Here is a 21,789-nt window from a genome sequence, read left to right as displayed (position 1 = left end):
TTAATTTCTCTTAAGATGACGACGCTCGGTCTCGTCGGTTTCATACGGACACGTCACCGCCGAAAGGGACCTGCCATGTCACGGAACGTCTTCCTGTTCGAACTCGCCGCCACGCGGGGCGACGCGGAGGAGGTCGAGCGAGCCCTGCTCTCACGCACCTCGGCCTTCGCGCTCGGAGCCTTTCCCACGCTCGATCCGGCGCTCTTCGCGCACCGGATCCTGCGCGGGAAGGGCGCGTCGTACACCTGGGAGATCGGGCTCGACGAGATCGAGGAGGCCCGGCGCGCGGAGCTCTACGCCGCGCTGCTGGAGCAGATCCAGACCTCGCTCGCAGGCGTGGCCGAGCTCCGATCCTCCGCCGCGTACGCGGACCTGTCGCTCCCCGCGCCCGGTCCCGATCCCGCCCGGGCCAGGGGGGGCCCGGGCGGGGCCCTCTCGTTCGCGGACGGCGAACTCCCGGTCCGGGAGGATCATGCGCGCGGCTCGGGCGCGGTGGAGGCAGGGAGCGCGCTGCCCGAGGATCTCACCGCCGAGATCGCGCAGTTCCGCGCCGCCGTGCCGGTCGAGCCGGGGCTCAAGCCCTGGGGCGCAGGGCACGTCTACACAGGCAGCGCGGACAAGGCTCATCTCGCCTACTTGCACGGGTATTTCGACGCCCGGGCGGCGCAGGCGAGCCCCGCCGATCGGCGGAAGATCATGGCCTTTCGCGCGCTCCAGGCGCGCGAGGGCAGCACGGCCGCCATCAACACCTACGATGACCAGATCGTCACGTGGGGGACGGGCTGGGGCGGCCGCGGCTGGCTGGGCAAGGTGATGGAGCGGGCGACCGCGAACGACGCCGTGCGCGAGGCGCTGGGCGCCGCCGGCGTCCGCTACCGCGGCAGCAACGTGTACGACGTCGTCGATCTCGACGCCGGCATGGTCGTCACCGGAGGCAAGGAAGCGCTCGAGATCCTGCGCCGCTCCGTCCCGCTCCTCCACCTGCTGATCGACCTGGCCAGGGACCCCGCCACGCGCGACGCGGTGACCGAGGCCCAGCTCCGCACGTTCATGGATGGCTCGGGCAACATCTGCGGCGCCGACGCGATCGCGACGCAGGCGCTGTTCAACCTGATCGCGCACCTCAAGCACTGGGCGCCCGGGTACGTGATCGGGTGTCTCGAGTGGGCCGTCCCGCAGCTCGGCCCCGGGTCGCCGTCGGAGGAGCGCGACCGGCGCCTCGCCGCGCTCGTGGGCCGCTATTTCTACGGCAAGGCGCGCAAGCACAGGTGGATCCCGGACTTCAGGCAGTTCCGGCTCTACTTCCGGCACATGAAGGACGACGGGCTCGATTGCCTGCACGAGCCCTTCCTCCAGGCCGCGGAGCCGCCGGCGGATGACCCGTTCGCCGCCGCGATCGGCGCGCCCGCGGCGGCGCCCCCGCCGGAGGCGCCGAGCCCGCCGAAGGATCCGCGCCTCACGCGCGCCCCCCTCGCCGGGCAACCCGATCTGGAGAGCGTCGCCTCGGGTCGGGGCGCGCTCCGGAGAGGGGCGAGGGGATCAGGGGTGAAGGCGCTGCAGGAGGTGTTGATCGCGCTGGGCGCGAGCGTGCCTGGCGGCGCTGACGGCGCGTTCGGTCCGGGCCTCGAGGCGGCCGTCAAGCAGTTCCAGGCCGAGCGCGGCCTCGCCGCCGACGGCGTGATCGGCGCGGCGACGCTCGCGGCCCTCGACGCGGCCCTCGACGCGAGCGCGGCGACCCGGGCGACAGGCGCGGAGACATCGAATCGAAGAGAAGAGGAGGAGCACCGATGACCGCAGAGAAGAGCGATGAAGGCGCCCCGCCGCGGGCGGGCGTCCCCGCGTGGGTGGACATGGACCCGGCGCCCGCCGAGCCGCCCGAGGAGTGGCTGGCTCGCCCGGTCGCGTTCGCCGACGACGAGCCGCCACCGCAGCTCGTCCGCACCGTGAACCTGCTGGACCCGCCCGAGCACGGCCTGAGCGGGCCCGAGGACGCCGAGGGCCTCGCCGAGTTCATCCTGTCCCGCGCCAGGGAGGGGATCGGCGACGTCTTCTCGCACCCCGATTACGACACCGCCTCCGGCGACCGCGAGGACTGGGCGCGGGCCATCGCCGAGCACCAGACCGGCATTCCGTACACGATGCCAGCCTTCTTCTACGGCGCGCAACGAGGGGTCGCGAAGGCGATCACGGGCAACGGGCGCTACCCGATCGTGGGGCAGTGCCAGCAGTCGGTGACCACCGCGCTCTGCATCGGCGGCTGGGACGGCGGCCCGTACGGCGACATCGGCTGTGGGACCGACGCGCTGCCGGCGGCAGCCAGGCTGGGCGACGGCTGGACCTCCGTCCCGAAGGTGCTCGCCGACTGGCCCGATGATCTCTGGGAGAAGGTCACGGTCGGCTCGTGCCTCTTCTGGTCGGCGTCCGGAGCCGCGGGCGCCGGGAGCGGGCACGTGGCGATGGTGATCCGCAAGCACCCGGTCGAGCGCAAATGGCAGCTCTGGGACACCACCACCTCGTTCAACGACCCCGCGACGCACGCCGCCGCCGTCAGGGGCGCGCGCATGCTCTGGGAGTCGCACTGGTGGCCGTTCATCCCGCCGGCGCTCTCCGGCGGTCGATGGTCGTTCCGCGGCATCGCCCGGATCGACGGCCTCGGAGAGATCAAGAGCGATCTGAAGCCGCGCGGGCGCGCCCGCCTGCTCCTCCGGCGCCGCGGCGACGGCGAGCTGCTCTATCGCTCGGAGTGGATGTCGATGGAGGACGAGGGCCTCCCCATCTCCTGGCTGCTCCGTTCGCTGCGCGGCGCGCCCTTTCACGACCGCATCGAGCCCACGTGGTGCGTCAACTCGAAGTCCGACGCGCCGACCAAGGTCGCCCCGGACAACCGGCCGCTGCTCGACGTCTTCTGCGATGCCAGGGGCAACGCGAAGATGTCGTGGAGCCCGGCCCAGGGCCTGCACAACCGGCCTCACCACGCGATCTGGGCGCCGCCCGCGGCGCTCCGCTGAGACGCGGCAGTGGGCCCCAGCAACCGGGAGACAACCTTCATGCGTACCCTCATCATCAGTGATCTGCACCTCGGCAACGGGGGTGACTACGACGTCTTCGCCGGGGGCGAGGCCCTGCCCGCGCTCCTCGACCGGATAGCGGGCGAGCCCGCGCGGGTCGTGGTCAACGGCGATGGCGTCGACTTCCTCATGAACGAAGATCCGCTGGAGCTCGATCCGGCGCGCGCCGCCGCGCAGGCCCGCGCGATCGCCGCCGCGCCCGCGAGCGCCGCCGTGCTGGAGGCGTTCGGGCGCGTCCTCGCGCGCGGCGGCGAGGTCATCGTCCGCCTCGGCAACCACGACGTGGAGCTCGCCGTCCCGGAGGTGCAGGAGATCCTGCGCGCGGCGATGGATCAGCCGCCCGAGGTCGCTGCGCGCCTCACGTTCCAGCTGGGCGACGCCCCCGCGATCCTCGACGTCGGCGGCGCCCGGATCCTCGTCACCCACGGCGAGCACAACGACAACTGGAACAAGGTCGACTACGGGCGCCTCGCCCGGCTCGACCGGTTCAGGTACGCGGCCGGCTCGGTGCTCGTGAAGCAGCTCATGAACCCCATCGCGCGCCGGCACGGCCTGCGCTTCGTGAGCCTGCTCAAGCCCGATTTCCAGGGCGCGGCGCTCGCCGCGCTCGCGGTCGCGCCCGGGATCGTGAAGCAGCTCTTCAGCGCGGCCTCGCTCGACATCGCCTGGCAGCTCTTCAAGAAGGCGGGGTCGGCGGCCTCCTTCGCCGAGGAAGAGGAGGATCTCGGGCTCGCCGAGAGGCTCGCCGACGCCGGCCTCGAGGCCGAGGAGGCGGCGGCGCTCGAGGCCACGCTCGGCGACGGGCCCGCGGCGTTCGCCGATGAAGAGACGATGTCGACCGCGAGCCTCAAGCTCGCGCGCGCCGGCCTGAAGCTCTACGCGGGCATGCAGAAGAGGCTCGCCGGCACCCTCGGTGACGAGTACTTCCGCCTCGAGCCCGATGAAGCCGAGTGGGCCGACGCCCGGCGCCTGGCGGAGAAGTTCGACGCCGGCGCGGTGGTGCTCGGCCACACCCACGCGGCCCGCTGGAAGGTGGCCGACGGCATCGCCTTCGCCAACACGGGCACGTGGATCTGGCTGATGCAGCTCCCGCGCTCGGACGCCGGCGACGAGGCGTGGGCCGAGTTCCTCGAAGAGCTGCGCCACAACCCGAGGCTCCTGCCCGAGAGGCAGAGGGCGGCGAAGACCGTCCAGCGCCTCACCGCCGTGCTCCTCGACGCGCTCCCGGACGGCGGCGCGACGATGCGGCTCGTGCAATGGGACGAGGGAAAGCTCCACCCGCTTGGGTCCGCGCGCGTCCCCGCCGCGGGCGCGGCGCGCTGAGAGGAGGAGCCATGTCTGACATCGAGCTGCTCCTCGCCCACGCCGACGATCAACGCCCCGTGCTCGAAGAGGGGCTGCCGCTCGAGTCCGCTGCGGACGAGGCGCAGCCCACGGGAGAAGATCTGGTCCACGATTTCGCCGACTTCTCCGAGGATCCCAACGATCTCTCGCTCCAGCGCTGGTCCGTCATCGCGCCCGAGGGGCCCGCGGGCGACGCCCTCCTCGCGCTCGTCGAGCCTCTGATCCGGAAGCGGGAACAGGACCAGGGCGCGCCCGTCGTGCCCTACCGCGTCCCCGCCGGCATGGACGCGGACGCGGCGATCCGGTGGAGCAAGAGCGTCTATCATGACGAGTCGGTCGCGCTCGAGGATCTGCCGCGGTATCTCCTCGTGCTCGGCGACCTCGATGAGGTCTCGCTCGAGCTCCAGCAGGCCATGGCGAGCGAGGCGCTGGTCGGTCGCCTGGTGTCCCGGTCCGCCGCGGGCTACGCGGCGTACGTGGACAAACTCCTCTCCTCGGAGCGCGCCCCTGCGAGGGAGGCGCAGGCGCGGGCGCTCTTCTTCACGGCGCAGGACGGCACCGCGGCGACCACCATCGGCCACAGGGCGCTCGTCGCGCCCAGCGTGGCGCGGTGCCGCGACACCCGGCAGCGGGGCGGCTTCAAGGCGAGGGACATCGAGGAGATCGGTTATGACGGCGCCGAGGCGGCGAGGAGCGCGCTCCTCGAGCAGCTCGCGCGGCCGGAGCCGTCGATGCTGTTCACCATGAGCCACGGCCTGGGCGCGCCCCGCAGGGGATGGACATCGGCGGACGAGCAGCGCGCCGTGCAAGGAGCGATGAGCCTGGGCTCCGGCGTGCGCATCGCGGCCGAGGACCTCGGCGACAGGCCCTTTCTGCCCGGCGGGATCTGGTTCTTCCTCGCGTGTTATGGCGGCGGGACGCCGGCGGAGAGCGCCTATCACCACTGGCTCGCCCGCCTGCGCGACGCGGGCGGCTTCGGCGGGCGGGTCGACGGCGTGCTCGCCGGCCTCCCCAGGGCGGGCGATCGGCCCTTCATCGCCGCGCTGCCGCAGGCCGCGCTGGCGAGCCCGCGCGGCCCGCTCGCGGTCATGGCCCACATCGATCTGGCCTGGACCTACAGCTTCCAGGACATGGGGCCCGACGGCAAGGACAGGGCGTCGCGGTTCGAGGGCGTCTTCAGCTCGCTGGTGAAGGGCGCCCGCGTGGGCAACTCGTACAACGAGCTCCTCCGTTACCTGGGGAACGCCAACCACGAGCTCGCCGCGATGTACAACCAGGAGGCGAGGGCCGAGACGGCGGGCAAGCCCCTCGCCCCCGACCAGGGTCGGGCGAAGCGGCGGGCGAACCTGTGGATGTTGCGCGAGGATCTCGCGGGGTACGTCCTGCTGGGCGATCCGGCGGCGCGGCTCGCGATCGACCGCGACAGGGGAGCCGTCAAGGCCACGCCCGCGCCGGCGGAGGTGCGCTCGCCCGTCCCGCCGCTGCCCGCCGCTCCGCCGGCCCCGGCGGCGGGGCGCGGGCGGGACGCGGCGCGCATGCAGCGCGCCGTCCACGAGAAGATCCTCGGGGAGGAGGGCGACAGGAAGATCGCCGAGAGATACGGTATCACGCGAGAAGAGCTCCAGCGCTGGTACGATGCCTATTGCGAGGCCGGGCTCGAGGCGCTGGGCGAGCTGCCGTAGCGGTGCGCATGCCCGAAGAGGAGCCCGACGCCCCGCGGGCCCGCCCTGCCGCCGAGCCCGTGGACGAGGCGCCGCCACGCAGGGCCCGGCGGCGCCTCGTCCTGCGGTCACGCCGCCACGATCGCGTCGACAGCGTCAACACCAGCAGCCGGCTCCTCAGGGAGCAGCTCTGGACGCTCGCGCTGCTCGCCCTCCTCGTCCTGCTGCTCCTCGTGGCGCTCACGGCCACGACGCGAGCTCCCGTCCAGCAATGGCCCGCCTGGGGAGTTCGGACCCTCCTCGGCGTCTTCTCCTTTGGCGCCCTGGGAGCCACCTTCAGCGCTGCTCGATCGCTCAAGGGTCCTTCCCTCCGGGCCAGGGCTCACGCGCAGGTGTCGGACGCGCGGGTCACCCTCTCGCGCGCCGTCCTCGGGGCGCTGCCGGGGCTCGCGGCCTACGCGTTCCTCCAGTCGAGGGTGCTGAACCTCGGGGACGCCGACAACAGCAAGGCCTTCGCGATCGCGTTCATCGCTGGCTTCAGCGAGCGGCTCGTGGTCAAGGTGGCACAGACGTTCGCCGGGGAGCAGAAGGCGAGGTAGCGACGCCGGCGGGCGCGCCGCGCCCGTCACGGGGCAGAGCGCGTGTCCTGAGGTCGGGCGTGCTCGGTCCGGGGCGAGACGAACCGGACGACGGCGCGCGGCGCGAGGCGATAACCGTGCTCATTGCGCTCGATGACGTCCCTGAGCCCCATGCGGCGGAGCTGGGTCAGGGCCACGTAGACGCGGTTGGCCCCCGCGTCCGCCACCGGCCGCTCGCCGGGCCAGCCGGCCTCGAACAGGTCCTGGAGCGAGAGCGAGGCGTCCGGCGCCTCGTCGTGCCGGTCGACGAGGGCCGTCACGATGCGGCTCAGCGCGTGCCCGAGCGTGTGCTTCACGCCGTCCTTCGCCGCGATCCAGCGGACCTCGCAGCCGAGGACCAGCGTGGGCGGGCAGGCCGGCGCCGCCTCCGCGGCGAGCGGCAGCGGCCGCCCGGCGAGCAAGCTGGCCACGAGCGACGCGAACCCCTCGGGATCAGGCGCCTCGCTGCAGGGCGCGAGGTGGTGGAGGAGGTCCGCCTCGTCGCCGCACCTTCGCGCGTGCGCCGGCGCGCCACGGGCGCGCCGCTCCAGCTGCTCGGGCGACTCGAGGTCCATCGAGCGGATGTTCCGGTCGGCGCCGCGCGCGCTCGCCGCGCTGCCCTGGACCGCATGACGGAGCGACCGCGCGAGGAGCGACAGCGCGAGCTCGTCGCTCGCCGGGGTCGGCTCGCCGCCCGCCGCCACCTCGGGCGCCTCGAACTCTACGACCCTGTCGATCTGCTGTTCTCCGGCTCTCTCGAGCGGGGCATTCCTGCCGTAGCCGATGAGATAGAAGCGCCCTTCGCGTGAGAAGAGGACGTCAGCACACGAGACGCGACCGATGCAGACGGGCCGCCCGTGCTTCGGATCGATCACCGCGTGGGCCGCTTGCATCGCCTTGCGGAGGCTCGCGACGAGGCCGGCCGCGCTCCCGGGCGGCACCTTCCAGCCGGCGTCGTTCAGGAGGCTCGTGAGGTCGACGCCGTCGATCACGGCGTCACAGGCGAGCTCGATGTACGGTATGCCGTCGGCGACCCCGCGCGCCGCGACCTTCGGGATGAGCGGGTGATCGAGGAGCGCGTGGACGCGCTCGATCTCGGCAAATACGGTGTTCGCCCGCGCCGCGCTGGCGGCCGGGCCGGGCACGATGACCACGCAGGGCTCCGCGCCTCCGGCGCGCGCCGCCGCGACGACGTGGAAGCCGTGGCGACGGCGGATGGAGCGCAAGATTTCATATCTACCGAGCCATCGTGAACGAGAATCGTCCGTGAGTCCCATGATCGTGTCCGTTCTTCAGTCGCGCACGCCTGCCGGCACACATCATTAATCACGTCCCAGGGACGAGCCCGCCGATGCGTTCTTAATAGTTTTTAAGGTGAGAATCCCTCCTGCTGCGGTCTACAAAGCCACGGAGTCAGACTCGGCAGGGAGCACAACGTAGCGAGGCTTGTCTTTCGATGTGGTTGGAGATCGAGCTCGACATCAGCGGTGATGAGGTGCGCGTCAACGCGCGTGGCAGCCGGGGAGAGCGCCCCGCGGGGCACGCGATGTCCTCCGAGCAGGGCCTCGATGCCCTGCAGACCTTCGCCAACAAGATCGGGAGGGCGGTCCGCGGCGGTAAATCGCTGGATCCAGCGGCGGTGAGCGACTCGCAGGCCCTCCACGAGGAGGTCTTCAAAGGGGAGCTGCGCGACGTCCTCGTGCGGCTCGGCGAGGTGTCGAAGGGCGCTCCGCTCCTGGTGCGGCTCTTCGCCCGCGATCACGCGCTCCAGGCCATCCCCTGGGAGGCGCTCTGCAGGCCGGGGACGTCCGAAGGGTTCCTGGGGACCGACCCCAGGGTGCTCTTCGCGCGCGGCGTCACCTCGTCGGAGCCGTGGGAGCCGCGCGAGGTCAAGGGCGCCGTCCGGGTGCTCGGGATCGCGCCGGGCACCGGCGAGCGCGCCCTCGACGTGCTGCGCGAGGCGCTCGCCCCGTCGATCGACGCCGGCGAGGTGGAGTGGCTCGATCCGATCGCCGGGCCGGAGATCAGCGCGCGGGCCCTCTTCGATCGGCTCCGTCGCGGCAAGAGCCCGCACGTCGTGCACTGGCTCGGCCACGGCGGCGTGGATCTCTCGGGCAAGCCCGTCCTGCGCGTGGCGGACGACGAGGACGGCGAGGAGGCCTGGATCACCGCCGAGGCGCTGGGGCGCGAGCTCTCCGCCGCCTTCTGCGAGGAGCTGCGCCTCGTGATCCTCGAGGCCTGCGAGGGCGCCAGGACCGGCGCGCTCGGCAGCGCGGCGGAGATCCTGGCCAGGGCGGGCGCGGACGCCGTGGTGGCGCACCTCTGGCCGGTGAAGGCCGACGTGGCGCGCGCGTGCTCGACCGAGCTCTACCGCGCGCTCACGGGCGCCTCGCTGAGCCAGGGCGACATCGGCGCGAGCGTGGCGGCGGCGCGGCGGACGCTGCTCTCCCAGAGCGCCGAGGCGTTCTCGCCGATCCTGTACCTCCGTGGCTCGGACTCGGTGGTCTTCAACTTCCAGGGCCGCCGCGTGACGAGGCCGGGGAAGAAGGGCCGATCGAGGGCGCTCGCGCCCGCGCTCCAGAGCCTGCTCGAGCGGCCGTTCACGATGGTGCTCGGCGATCTCGAGGACGATCGCGCCGCGCTCCAGAGGGAGCTCGAGCAGTTCATGCAGGAGAGCGGCGAGCCGGCGGCGCAGGCGATGTCGCTGAGCGCGCTCACCCAGCGCTGCGTGCTCCGGTTCGGGCAGGAGGTGCTGCACTCGCTCTTCCAGCAGGCGCTGACCGCTTCGCCCGCTGCGATGGCCCCGCCGCTCGTCGAGGCGCTCGCGCGCTTCGTCCGGCCGGGGGTCCACGTCACGCTGCTCTGGCGGCCCTGCCTCGAGCACGCGATCGCGCAGAAGCTGCCGCAGCGGACCGTATACGCCATCCAGCCGTCCCTCCTGGGCGCCGGCGGCAAGCCGCGCGTCGTCAAGCGCGCCGCGGGGGCGGCTACGTGGAAGATGGATCCCGTCATGCCCCGGCGCTTCGATCTCGACAGCGAGATCGTCGTGCTCCGCCTGTACGGCGGCTACTCGGCCGAGCCGCGCCCCATCTTCTCGCCGCCGCTGCTCACCGAGGACGATCACATCCACGGCCCTCTCGGCGCCGACGGGGCCCGGCCGCCGCTATGGATGGAGGAGCTCCTGGCGCGGCCGCGCGTCCAGCCCGGCCTCTTCGTCGCGCTCTCGAGCCTCGACTTCCGCCACCGCATGCTGCTGCGCTGGCTCTACGATCAGCGCCCGGCGCCCCCGGACAGCCTGGCCGTCCTCGCGCCTGGGGTCGAAGGGAGCGAAATCGAGATCTGGGGCAACGGCGGCGGGCTGCCCGGCACGGGCCACATCGCGGCCACCACCGGAGATCTGGTGGAGCTCGCGGAGCAACTCGATGCCTTCGCGCTGGAGGACGCCTCGTGACACACCCTCCCTTCCAGGCGAAGCCCCTCCCACCCGAGCTCCGGGCCATCGAGGAGCCAATGACCATGAACCCCCGCGAGGACCGGCTGGACCTCTTGCTCGCCGACGCCGACGAGCGCCGCCCCGTGCTCGACGAGGGGCTGCCTGACGACGCCGCCCAGCGCGCGCCGAGGCCCAGGAAGGCCCGCGATGCCAACCACTGGCGCCGCACCGACGCCGATCGCAACGACCTCACCCTCCAGCGATGGGCGGTGATCGCGCCCGAGGACCGGGAGGGCGACCGGATGCTCGAGGCCATCCAGCCGCTCGTCGCGCTGCGCGAGGCCGAGCAGGGCTCGCCCGCGCGCGTGTATCGCGTGCCGCACGGGATGGACGCCAAGCGATCGGCGGACTTCCGGAGAGATATCTACTGGTCCGAGGAGGTGGCGGAGGAGGACAGGCCCCTTTACCTGATGATGCTCGGCGATCTCCATCACACCTCGGTGGAGCTCCAGCACGCGCTCGCCAATGACGCGCTCACGGGGCGCGTCCACTTCACGGACGGCGCGGGAGAGACGGATCTCGCCGGCTATGCCGCCTACGCCGAGAAGGTCGTTCGCTACGCGCAGCGCGGTACGCCCGAGACCTCGCCGGAGCTGCTCTTCTATGCCGCGCCCGACGGCTCGGCGGCCACGGTCACGGGCAAGCTCAGGCTCGTCGGCCCGAGCCTGGCCACGTCGATGGACGCGCACGCCAGGGGCAAGCTCCCCGTGGCCTCGGTGCGCGAGATCTCCGCCGCCAGCGTGGACGATCTGCTCGCCGGGGGCGGCGGCGCGCGTCCCTCGGTGCTGCTCTCGGTGAGCCACGGCCTGGGCGCGCCCCGGCGTGGCTGGCGCAGGGAGGAGGACGCCTGGCGGCGCCAGGGGGCGCTCGTGATCGCCCACGACGAGATCCTCGACGCCGAGCGGCTGCGGGGCCAGGCGTTCTTGCCGGGAGGCATGTGGTTCTATCTGGCCTGCCTCGGCGCGGGCACGCCGGCGGAGAGCGTCTATCACGCCTGGCTCTCGCAGCTCGCGCAGGAGGATCGTTATGGTGGCAGCCTGAAGGCCGTGCTGCGCAGCCTCCCCGCGTCCGGCCAGCGCCCCTTCGTCGCGGCCCTGCCGCAGGCCGCGCTGGCCAACCCGGCGGGGCCGCTCGCCGTCATCGGCCACGTCGACCTCGCGTGGACGTACAGCTTCTCGGGCACGAAGAGCCTGTCGGAGAGCAAGAAGTCCCGTATCTATCGCCCGCTCGAGGTGCTGGCCCGCGGCAGTCGCGCGGGGATCGCGCTGGAGGCGCTGATGGAGTTCTACCGCGGCGCGAACGACGATCTCGCGCAGAGCTACCAGATCGAGGCCGACGCGCGCGCGGCGGGCCGCGCCGATCCCACCGATCGCGCCGATCGCGCTCACCTGTGGATGCTGCGCAACGATCTCCGCGGCTACGTGCTGCTCGGCGATCCGGCGGCGCGGCTGCCGCTCCAGCAGCTCGCGCTGCGCGCCGAGGCGCCCGCGCCTGCCGAGGTGGCGTGTACCCAGCCGGAGGCGCCGGCCGCCGACGCTGCGCCCGCGGCGCCGGCGCGGGAGGCGGCCGTGCTGGCGATGATCCGCGGAGACGACGCGCCGCGCGCGATCGCGGCGCGCGCGAGGGTGTCGCTGGAGACGTTGTGGAGCTGGGTCGACGCCTATCGCGCGGGCGGCCGCGAGCGGCTCGGGCGGTGAGGGAGCTCCGCGGGGTCGTGCAACCCACATCATCGACCAGGCAGCGTTTGCCGGCATCTGCACATCACGTGTGCTTCATGCTCGAGGTTGCCGCGGCCGCGCTCTCTGCTCGGGCGCCGCGCTTGCCGATGCGGTCCATCACCGCTCGGGAGCGTGCGGCCACGTACTTAACGCCGGCGCAGGCGTGCGCGCCATCGTCCCTTCGGACAGCTTGACGCGCGACGGAACCCATGATTCCATCCTGCGTTTGGGCTCAGGAAAGCGGGCTGTTCGTCACGCCCGGATCCAGCGCCCGCCGACATCGTCGATCTCGAGGCCGTATCCGCTCTCCAGGCGTTCGGTCGTCGGACAGACCTCGCAGGTCAAGAGACCCCGTCGCGGCGTTTACCCGTCACGCCTGCGGCTCCGCTCCAGCAGCGCCGCGAGCTCCGCCGCCGACGTCACCCCGAGCTTCGCCGTCGCGCTCGCCCGGTGCTGCTTCACGGTCGACTCGGCGAGCCCCAGCTCCGCCGCGATCTGCTTGTTCAGCTCCCCGCGCGCGATCCGGTCGCACACCTGCCGCTCGCGCGGCGTGAGCGCGTCGAGCCGCGCCGCGAGCGCCTCCCGCTCCACCCGCGCCGCCCGCGTCCGCGCGTCGAGGTCCATCGCGCGCCTCACCGCCGCGAGGACCTCGTCTGCCTCGAGCGGCTTCAGCAGGAAGTCGACAGCGCCCTCCTTCATCGCCTGCACCGACGCGCGCACGTCCCCGTGCCCGGTGATGAAGATGAGCGGCAGCCGGCACCCGGACGCCCTGAGCGCCGCCTGCAGGTCGAGCCCGTTGAGCTCCGGCATCGCCAGATCCACGAGCACGCAGCCGGCCCGCGCGTCCGGCGCCGCCGCCGCGGACGCCAGGAACGCGCGCGCTCCCTCGAACAGCTCCACCTCGTAGCCCGAGGCGCCGAGCAGCCGGCCCACGCTCCGCAGCACCGCGCCGTCGTCGTCGATCACCACGACCTTCGCCGTCACGCCCGTCATCGTTCCTCCTGCGCCGCCTCGCCCGGCAGCTCGAGGCGCGCAGCCACGCCGCCGGCAGGCGCGCGCTCGGCCCACAGCCGACCGCCGTGCGCGTCCGCGATCGACCGGCTGATGCAGAGCCCGAGGCCCAGACCCTCCGACTTCGTCGTGAAGAACGGCTCGAAGAACCGCTCGAGATCGTCCATCGCGCCCCCCTCGCCCGAGTCCTCCACCACGAGCGCCACGCGCTCGCCGGCGCGCGCCGTCCTCACGATCACCCGGCGGTCGCCGTGCGGCCGCCCGGAGACGGCGTCGAGCGCGTTCGAGATCAGGTTCAGCGCCACCTGCTGGAGCTGGACCGCGTCGCCGCGCACGGCGGGCAGGTCGGGCGCGAGCTCCAGCGCGATCGTCGCCCCGCGCAGGAGCGCGTCGTTGCCCACGAGCCGCGCCACCTCGCGCGCCGCCTCGTTGAGGTCGCACCGTTCCCTCTGCGCCTCGCCCTTCTTCAGCAGCACGCGCATCCGCCGTATCACCTGGCCGGCCCGCCGGGCGCCGGCGACGATCTCCTCGAGGGCAGCGCTCACCTCCGCGACGTCCGGCGCCGCGCGGCGCAGCAGGATCTCCGCGGTCTGCGCGCTCGTGAGCACCGCGGAGAGCGGCTGGTTGATCTCGTGCGCGATCGAGGACGCGAGCTCGCCCATCGCCGCCACGCGGTTGAGGTGCGAGAGCGCGCTGAGCGACTCGCGCGCCTGGCTCTCGGCGCGCTTCCGGCCGGTCACGTCGAAGTGGGAGACGACCGCCCCCCCGTCCTTCCACGAGAGCCGCCGCGCCCGCACCTCGGTCCAGCGCTCGGCGCCATCGTGACGGTACTCGACCGTGCCCTCGACGTCGCGCCCAGCGAGCACCCCCTCCACGAGCTCCACGACCCGCCCGGCGCCAGCGTCGCCCGCCGCCGCGGCCCGCCGGAACGCGCCGAGGTAGCTCTCTCCCTCTGCGACAAGCTCGAGCGGGCCCGGCGCGCCCTCGCGCGACGCGCGCGCCCACGTCCAGTTCGTGCGGTGCATCACCCCGGTCCTGTCCACGACGGCCACGAAGCCGACCATCGAGGCGAGCACGGCGTCGCTCATCGCCTGAGCGCGCCCGCGCCGCCGCCGCTCGATGACGAGCCCGGCGATCAGGGTGGTCTGGAGCGTGACCGCGACCGCGGCGCCCGCCGCCCACCGGCGGTAAAGATCCCAGAAGGACGGCACCCGGAAGTGGACCTCGGCGCCGGGCGGCAGGCGGTCCTCGGGGATCCGGAAGACGGCGAGCTCGCGGGCGTCGAAGGCGAGCTCGTTCGCGTCCGCGGCGCGGATCGGGATCGACGCCGCGGACTCGCCGCCGAGGAGTCGCAGCGTGATCCCGCCCAGGTCGCGCCCGACCCGCCCGTAGTCGACGATCTCCCCGCCGACTATCCCTTTGCCGAGCCCGACGCCGTGGACGGAGAAGAACGGGCGCTGGGACTGCGCTCGGACCCGCTCGAAGGCCTGTAGCCCGACGAAGCGGTTGCCGGCGCCATCCATGTAGAACGTGTCGAACAGGACGATGGCGTTCTCCGGGAGCGTGGCGAGGCGCCGATCGAGCTCGGCGAGCGGCAGGCTCGCGAGGTCCAGGAGCGCGACGCGGTCGGCGAGGGGGCTGAGATCGCGGGCGATCCCGTCGTGGCGCGCGCGTTCCCAGGGGCTCGCGCCCATGACGAGCGCGACCTCTCGCGTGTCGGGGAGGAGGCGCAGCGCGCTCTCCGCCGTCCGGAGCCACGCGAAATCGAGCCAGATCCCGGTGACGTCCGGCGCGGCGGGCACCGCGAGGGCGGCGCTCCGGTCCTCGCTCAGGAAGAGCACGGGCACGCCGGACCACAGCTCGCGCCGCAGATCGAGCACGACCCGGAGCACGTCGAGCCGGAGCGCGACGATCACGCCGGGGTGATAGCTGCTGTATTTGGTCCGATAGAAGCGGCGGAGCTCGCGCGCGTAATCGGGGGTGTCGAACCACGACAGATCGAGGAACTCGAGCTTGAAGGTGACCGGCCCGTCCCACCCGACCCGCACCGATTCCCGGAGCTCGCCGGTGATCGAGGCCATGGCCGGCGCGGTCGGGTCATCCGACTGAAACACCAGGACCTGCGCCGGCGCTTTGTCCGCCAGCGCCGGCGCGGGCGCGCAGAAGGCGATCGCGAAGGTCGCGATCAGGAGCACGAGCGCCGAACAAGAATTCCGGTGATGCCTTGACGGAGCCGCAGATCGCTCCCGATCCCTTCGTCGCGCTGGTATCGGCAACAAGAGAGATGAACTTATCACGGCTGTTCGCGCCATTTCAAGAGGGGGCGCGGCAACGGCCGTATTGTCCGAGAGGGTCAACCGGAGGCAGAAGGTGTTGGGCGAGATGATGCCTTATCGCTCGCCATCCCTGCTTCGTGTTCGAATCCGGCCACCATTGATGACCACTTACGCGATCCGCTCGCCTCCTGAAAAACGACGTTATGCCAACGCCCTGTACGTCCATCGGAGGGGTTGCCTCCACGCCGCGATCTGCGGCGCGCCCGAGCCGGATCACCCGCGCCGGCGGCGCCAGCGGCGGCTACGCGCTGCGCCATAGGCTCGATGCAGTGGATGATCTCGCTCAGCCGCTGCGACCGTGTCCTCGTAGGATCTGAGCGGAGCTGCGACGGCCAAGGTGGCCGAAGATGTGGGTTTTCTCTTCTCTATGGTTCACAGGCGACGCGCAAAGCACATCGCTTCGCTGCGTGACGTCGTCAAGCACCGAGGGCAGGGGAGGTCTCCCCCGGAGCATGGGGCGGCGGTGAGCGTCAACGGCCTGGCTGTGCACTCAACGAGCGACCTGGACGACGATGCGACAGTGTGAATGATCGGCGTTCTCATCATGTCCAAAGGGGTCACCGAGGCGCGCAGACGACATGCGCCGAGGTGACCAACGCGCGCCTCGACGTCCGCCGCCGCCTGGCCGCGCAGCCCGGATGAAGGGCACGGTCGAGGACGCCGGGGCGGGGCCCGCGCGTCACCGGCGGTCCTCGGGTGTGTCTCGCCTGCCACATCACCCGCCCGGATTCCGCCGCGGACTCGCCTCTTGCGCCCGCGGCATCCCCATTGCTGAGTCGCGGCCATGTCCGTCGCTCCGCGCCTCCGATCTGCGCCCGCCGTTCTCGCGGTCATCGCCCTCAGCCTGGCGTGCGTTCAGGGCGCGCGCGCCCCCAACGTCCCGCCTCGAGGGACGCTCGCTCCCGGAGCGCTCGATGTGGGCGGAAAGGCCGCGGCAGGGCCGTTCGCGGTGGTGTTCGGCGCGCCCCGCGGGCAGACCACGAGCCCCGCCGAGATCAGCCTCGTCTTCAACCGGCCGATGCGATCGCTCGATCTCGCGGGCAGCGAGGCCGCGGCGCCCGCGGTCCTGAAGCCGTCCGCGCCTGGACGCTGGCGCTGGGTCGGCACGAGCGGCCTCACGTTCGTCCCCGAAGGACGCCTGCCGCGCGGCACGGAGTTCACCGTCGAGGTCCCCGCGGGTACCCGCGCGCTCGACGGCAGCGCGCTCGCCGAGCCGTACTCCTTCACCTTCCGCACCGAGCTGCCCGCGGTCGCGCGCGTCGAGCCCTGGTCGGGCAAGGACGACCTCAAGCCGGAGGCGAGGTTCGAGCTGCGGTTCAACCAGCCGGTCGACACCGCCGAGATCGCGCGGCGCGCGTCCCTCACGGTGGGCGATCGAAAAGACAAGGTGGCGTTCGAGGTGCGGCGCCCCGACGCGAAGAACGAGATGCTCGCCGAGCTCGTCCCCCGCGCGCCGCTGCCGCGCGACAGCGAGATCGAGCTCGCCGTGGCCGAGGGCCTCCGCGGCCGCGAAGGGCCGCTGCCGGCCGGCGAGGAGCAGCGGTTCACGTACCGCACCTACGGGCCGCTCCGGGCGCTGCGCCCCCAGTGCGATCGCGACACGCCGCAGGGGCGCTGCGCGGCCGACGGCGGGTTCACGCTCGCCTTCTCGAACCCCATCAGGTTCGCGGACGCCAAGCGGGCGATCTCGGTGGAGCCCGCCGTCAAGCTGCTGTGGCCGTCGTGGATCGAGGACGACGAGCCCACGAGCCACATCCCCCTCGGCGGCGCCTTCGCCCCGGGTCGCAGCTACCGGGTGCGCGTGGCCGCCGGGCTGCGCGACGTGCACGGGCAGGCGCTCGCCGGCGTCGTCACCGAGGAGATCGCCTTCGACGATCGCTGGCCCGAGGCGCAGATCGGCCTCGTCGGGAGCGTGTTCGAGCCGGCCCAGCGTCGGGAGATCCCGGTCGTGTCCGTGAACGTGCGCGAGCTCTCGCTCGCGGTCGGCGCGATGACCGAGGAGATGATCCTCGCGCTCCAGGGTGATCCGCACAGCCCGGGGCGCAGCCCGAAGATGGGCGAGATCGCGGCGCTGCCCTCCGGCAAGCAGACGGTCTTGCGCCCGGCCGCCGCGACCAACACGCCGGCGACGCACCTCGTGCGCGCCGCCGAGGTGCTGGGCGGCGAGGGCAAGCGCGGGCCGCTCGCGATCGGGATCAGCTACACCGCCCGGCCCGGGACGCGGCACGCGCGCACCACCTCCGAGGCGGTGATCGCGCAGGTGACCGACCTCGGGATCAGCGCGAAGGTCTCGCCGAGCGGCTCGCTCGTGTGGGTGACGCGCCTGTCGACGGGCGCGCCGGTGCCCGGGGCGCGCGTGTGGATCCGGGCCGCTGGCGCTCCCGCGCCCGCGGCGGTGTCCACCGACGCCCAGGGGTTCGCGATGGTCCCCGCGACGGCGCACGGTCCGGAGGCCACGACGACGCTCGGGCGCAGCGTGGTCTTCGCGCGCGCGGGCGACGACTGGACGTACCGGAGCGTCGCCGACTCGCTCAACGGGTGGCGCTTCGGCGCGGCGTCGGACTTCAGCGAGGCCCGCCCGTTCGGGATGATGTTCTCCGATCGCGGCATCTACCGGCCGGGCGACACGGTGCGCGTGAAGGGGATCTTCCGCGAGGAGGGCGCGCGCGGGGCGAAGACGCCGGCCGGAAAGAGCGTCGCGCTCAAGGTCGAGGGGCCCGACGGCGAGGCGCTCGTCTCGCTCTCCCCGACGCTCGGCGCCTTCGGCACGTTCTCGGCCGACGTGAAGATCCCCGAGAGCGCGCGGCTCGGCACGTACAGCCTCGCCGCCACGGTCCAGGGCGGCGAGGCGGGGTGGCCGGACGTGATGGGCAGCGTCGAGGTCGCCGAGTACCGCCCCGCCGAGTTCAAGGTCGGCGTCGAGAGCGACAGGCCGAGCTACGTCCGCGGCGACAAGGCGCGCTGGACCGCGCGCGGCGATTACCTGTTCGGGGCGCCGATGACGAACGCGGAGGCATCGCTCTCCGTGACGCGCGCGCCGGCGTCGTTCTCGCCGCCGGGGATCGAGGGGTTCACGGTCCGGGAGGACGAGCTCACCGACGCGCTGCGGGACCAGGCGCCGCGCGGGTTCGAGGTGCAGAGCGCGCGCGAGAAGCTCGACGCTGCCGGGCAGGCGGCGATCGGCGCGGCGCTCTCGATGCCCGGGCAGCGCGGCACCGAGCTCGTCACGTGCGAGGCGTCGGTCACCGACGTGTCGCGGCAGACGCTCGCCGGGAGTTCGACGGCGCTCGTGCACCCGGCCGAGTTCTACGTCGCCCTCAAGGAGCCCGAGCTCTTCGCGAAGGCGGGCGACGTGCTGCGGCCGGAGATCCTCGCGGTCGATCCGAAGGGGGCGCGCGTCGCGCAGGTCGCGGTCCGGGTCGAGCTCGTGCACCGGACGTGGACGCTCGCGCGGGAGGAGAGCGGCAGCGCGTACCGCAGCGTGAGCGCGCCTGTCGACAAGGTCGTCGCGCGGTGCGGCGTCACGACGGCGGCGGCGCCGCGGAGCTGCGAGCTCACGGTCCCGTCGGGGGGCTATTACCTCCTGCACGCGACGGCCAGGGACCGCCGCGGCAACCCCGTCGGCGCCGCCGCCGGGGTCTACGCGCTCGGCGAGGGCGGCGGGGGCTTCGGCGACAGCGACGAGCTCAAGGTCGACCTCGTTCCCGACCGCGACAGCTACGAGATCGGCCAGACGGCGCGCATCATCGTGAAGTCGCCGTTCGCGTCCGCCGACGCGCTGGTCACGGTCGAGCGCGCCGGGATCTCCGCGCACCGGAAGGTGACGCTGTCGGGCGCCATGCCCGTGATCGACGTCCCGATCACGGAGGACCTCCGGCCGAACGCCTTCGTCTCGGTGCTGCTCCTGCGCGGGCGGACGAAGCCGCAGCCCGCGCCGGGGAAGGGCGGGGCGCCTGGGCCCGACGTCGGGGCGCCGGCGTTCCGCCTCGGCTACGCGCCGCTCCGCGTGAACCCGGAGGCGCAGCGGCTCGCGGTGCGCGTCCGCGCCGACAAGGCGGACGCGCGCCCCGGCGATCCGATCCGCGTGGACGTCGACGTCCGCGATCGCGCCGGCCAGCCCGCCCGCGCGGAGGTCACGCTCTACGCCGTGGACGAGGGCGTCCTGTCGCTGACGGGGTACACGACGCCGGATCCGATCCCCGTGTTCGGCGCGCCGCGCCCCTTGAAGGTGGCGACCATCGAGACGCGCGAGGCGCTCGCCCGCGTGCGCAACCCGTTCGCCGACCTCGGCGCCGACAAGGGGCGCGCGGGCGGCGGCGGCGCCGAGGGCGGCACGGGCGTGCGCCGCGATTTTCGCCAGAGCGCCTACTACAACCCCGCGCTCGTGACCGACGCCTCCGGGCAGGTGCACGCGAGCTTCAAGCTGCCGGACTCGCTCACGACGTACCGGGTCATGGCGGTCGTGGCCGCCGAGGACGATCGCTTCGGCTACGGCGAGTCCCGGGTGACGACGAGCCGCCCGCTCATGGCCCGGCCCGCGCTGCCCCGCTTCCTCCGCGCGGGCGACGCGATCGACGCGGGGGTGGTCGTGACCTCGAAGGGGCTCGCGAAGGCGGCGACGGTCGAGGTGGAGGTCACCGCGTCGGGGCTGACGCTCGCGGGCAGCGCCAAGCGCTCGGTCGAGCTCGCGCCGGGCGGGTCGGCCGAGGTCCGCTTCGCGCTCTCGGCGCCGCGGGCCGGCCCCGCGACGCTGCGCTTCCGCGCCACCGGCGGCGGCGCGTCGGACGTTGTCGAGGTGAACCGCGAGATCAAGGCGCCCATGGCGCCGGAGGCCGTCGCGCTCTATGGCGACACCACCACGGCGAGCGCGGAGCGGCTCGGGGACCTGTCGGCGATCCGCGACGACACGGGCGGGCTCACCGTGAGTCTCGCGCCGACCGCGCTCGTCGGCCTCGGCGGCGGCGTGGAGCAGCTCCTCGAGTACCCGTACGGCTGCACCGAGCAGCTGACGAGCCGGATGGTCCCGCTCCTGTCGCTGCGCGACCTCGCGAAGGCTTACGGGATCGCGCTGCCGAAGGACCTCACGGCCGTCATCGGCAAGACGGTCCGGGAGATCCTCTCGCACCAGCGCGGGGACGGGGGCTTCGGCTTCTTCGCCGAGTCGGACAGCGCGGACCTGTGGACCACGGCGTACGCGCTGTGGGGCCTCACCGAGGCCAGGCGCTACGGGGTCGCGGTGCCGGCCGACGCGGTGGAGCGCGCGACGTCGTACCTGCGCCAGGAGCTCAACCGGGTCGGCGCCGACCCGCTCCTCCGGGCGACGGCGCCGTTCCTCGTCGACGTCCTCGCGGCGAGCGGCGCCCCCGACCCCGGGCGCGCGAGCCAGCTGTTCGACGAGCGCGACAAGCTGCCGCTCTTCTCGAAGGCGCTGCTCGCGCACGCGATGGTGATCGGCAAGAGCGACAGGGCGTCCGTGGATCAGCTCGTCCGCGAGCTCGAGGGCGCGCTGCGCCTCGACGGCCCGGTCGCGCGGGCCGTCCACAACCACGGCGACGCGTACGCGGTGCTCATGGACTCCGAGGCCCGCACCTCGGCGCTCGTGCTGCGCGCGCTGCTCGCGGCGCGGCCGGCGCACCCGCTCGCGCCGCGGCTCGCGGCGGGGCTGCTCGCGGATCGCCGCGGCGGCACGTGGCGCAGCACGCAGGAGACGGCCTGGGCGCTGCTCGCGCTCGATCAGTACCGGAAGGCGCAGGAGAAGACGGCGCCGGACTTCGACGCGCGGGTGTTCCTGGGGCAGGCGGAGCTGTTCTCCGCGCCGTTCCACGGCCCCACGACGGAGCAGGTCAAGACGTCGATCCCCGCGGCGAGGCTCGCGAGCGCCGGGGGCGCGCCGCTCGCGTTCGCGGTCGACGGGCGCGGCCGCCTGTTCTACGAGGCGCGGCTCCGCTACGCGCGCAAGCAGCTCCCGACGGAGGCGCTCGACCGCGGCTTCTTCGTCGAGAAGTCGCTCCGCGCGCTCGCGCCCGAGGACCTCGCGGCCGTGGTCGGCGGCGCGGCCGGCGCGGCTCCTCCGTCGGTCGCGTTCGCCGGCGGCGATCTCGTGCTCGGTGAGATCGTCGTGGTGACGCCCTCTCCGCGCGACTTCGTGGTCATCGACGATCCGCTGCCGGCCGGCCTCGAGGCGGTCGACGCGCGGCTCGCGACGTCCGCGCGCTCGCTCGACGTCGACGCGGCGGAGGCCCAGGCCGAGGCGGATGACGCCGACGTCGATCAGGACGACCTGCGCGCGACCGGCCGCGTCTACGACCCGAGCCGCTTCGTCCGCGAGATCCGCGACGACCGCGTCCTCTTCTTCGTCGATCACATGGCCGCCGGGATGTACCGGTACCGGTACCTCGCGCGCGCCACGACGCTCGGCTCGTTCGTGGTCCCGCCCGTGCGCGCGGAGGAGATGTACAGCCCCGAGGTCTTCGGCCGGACGGGCGCCGTCACGGTCCAGGTCGGGAGCCGAGGGCCGGACGCGGCGCCGCGTCCGCGCTGA

At 73.2% G+C, this 21,789-nt stretch carries 11 protein-coding genes; 8 read left to right on the top strand and 3 right to left on the bottom strand.

Features of this window, described 5'->3' with window-relative positions:
* Positions 1–75 precede the first annotated feature (75 nt).
* Genes WME82_RS24130 through WME82_RS24110 form a run of 5 tightly spaced genes read left to right on the top strand, consistent with a single transcriptional unit; the run spans position 76 to position 6,672 of the window.
* A complete protein-coding gene (locus tag WME82_RS24130) occupies positions 76–1,791 on the top strand; it encodes a peptidoglycan-binding domain-containing protein (RefSeq protein ID WP_438044715.1) in 1,716 nt (571 codons plus the stop codon).
* On the top strand, positions 1,788–3,008 hold the full coding sequence (locus WME82_RS24125; RefSeq protein WP_438044714.1) for a hypothetical protein: 1,221 nt from the start codon (positions 1,788–1,790) through the stop codon (positions 3,006–3,008). The genes WME82_RS24130 and WME82_RS24125 overlap by 4 nt, the downstream gene beginning before the upstream one ends.
* 39 nt (positions 3,009–3,047) lie before the next feature.
* Positions 3,048–4,391, top strand: a complete 1,344-nt coding sequence (locus WME82_RS24120) for a metallophosphoesterase (protein WP_438044713.1) — start codon at positions 3,048–3,050, stop codon at positions 4,389–4,391.
* An 11-nt stretch (positions 4,392–4,402) separates the two neighbouring features.
* Positions 4,403–6,094, top strand: a complete 1,692-nt coding sequence (locus WME82_RS24115) for a hypothetical protein (RefSeq protein ID WP_438044712.1) — start codon at positions 4,403–4,405, stop codon at positions 6,092–6,094.
* An 8-nt stretch (positions 6,095–6,102) separates the two neighbouring features.
* Positions 6,103–6,672 carry a hypothetical protein gene (locus WME82_RS24110; protein WP_438044711.1) on the top strand — a complete coding sequence of 190 codons (570 nt, stop codon included), beginning with the start codon at positions 6,103–6,105 and terminating at the stop codon, positions 6,670–6,672.
* A gap of 26 nt (positions 6,673–6,698) precedes the next feature.
* Here WME82_RS24110 and WME82_RS24105 read toward each other — a convergent pair whose 3' ends face one another.
* On the bottom strand, positions 6,699–7,916 hold the full coding sequence (locus WME82_RS24105) for a hypothetical protein (protein WP_438044710.1): 1,218 nt from the start codon (positions 7,914–7,916) through the stop codon (positions 6,699–6,701).
* 230 nt (positions 7,917–8,146) lie between these two features.
* Between WME82_RS24105 and WME82_RS24100 the strand changes: the two genes are divergently transcribed.
* Both WME82_RS24100 and WME82_RS24095 read left to right on the top strand, forming a co-directional pair.
* On the top strand, positions 8,147–10,141 hold the full coding sequence (locus tag WME82_RS24100) for a CHAT domain-containing protein (RefSeq protein ID WP_438044709.1): 1,995 nt from the start codon (positions 8,147–8,149) through the stop codon (positions 10,139–10,141).
* Positions 10,138–11,880: a hypothetical protein gene (locus WME82_RS24095; RefSeq protein WP_438044708.1), complete on the top strand. Its 1,743-nt coding sequence runs from the start codon at positions 10,138–10,140 to the stop codon at positions 11,878–11,880. The genes WME82_RS24100 and WME82_RS24095 overlap by 4 nt, the downstream gene beginning before the upstream one ends.
* A 384-nt stretch (positions 11,881–12,264) precedes the next feature.
* On the opposite strand, the gene WME82_RS24090 is transcribed toward WME82_RS24095, so the two are convergent.
* Together WME82_RS24090 and WME82_RS24085 are read right to left on the bottom strand one after the other, a co-directional pair.
* Positions 12,265–12,894 carry a response regulator transcription factor gene (locus WME82_RS24090; RefSeq protein WP_438044707.1) on the bottom strand — a complete coding sequence of 210 codons (630 nt, stop codon included), beginning with the start codon at positions 12,892–12,894 and terminating at the stop codon, positions 12,265–12,267.
* Entirely contained in the window at positions 12,891–15,107 is a 2,217-nt protein-coding gene (locus WME82_RS24085) for an ATP-binding protein (protein ID WP_438044706.1), read from the bottom strand. The genes WME82_RS24090 and WME82_RS24085 overlap by 4 nt, the downstream gene beginning before the upstream one ends.
* Before the next feature lie 925 nt (positions 15,108–16,032).
* Between WME82_RS24085 and WME82_RS24080 the strand changes: the two genes are divergently transcribed.
* Positions 16,033–21,789, top strand: a complete 5,757-nt coding sequence (locus tag WME82_RS24080) for an MG2 domain-containing protein (protein ID WP_438044705.1) — start codon at positions 16,033–16,035, stop codon at positions 21,787–21,789.

The organism is Sorangium sp. So ce128 (assembly GCF_051525245.1).
Lineage (GTDB): Bacteria > Myxococcota_A > Polyangia > Polyangiales > Polyangiaceae > Sorangium > Sorangium cellulosum_B.
The sequence above is the reverse complement of the archived record's forward strand: the minus strand, read 5'-3'. Positions and strand labels throughout refer to the sequence as shown.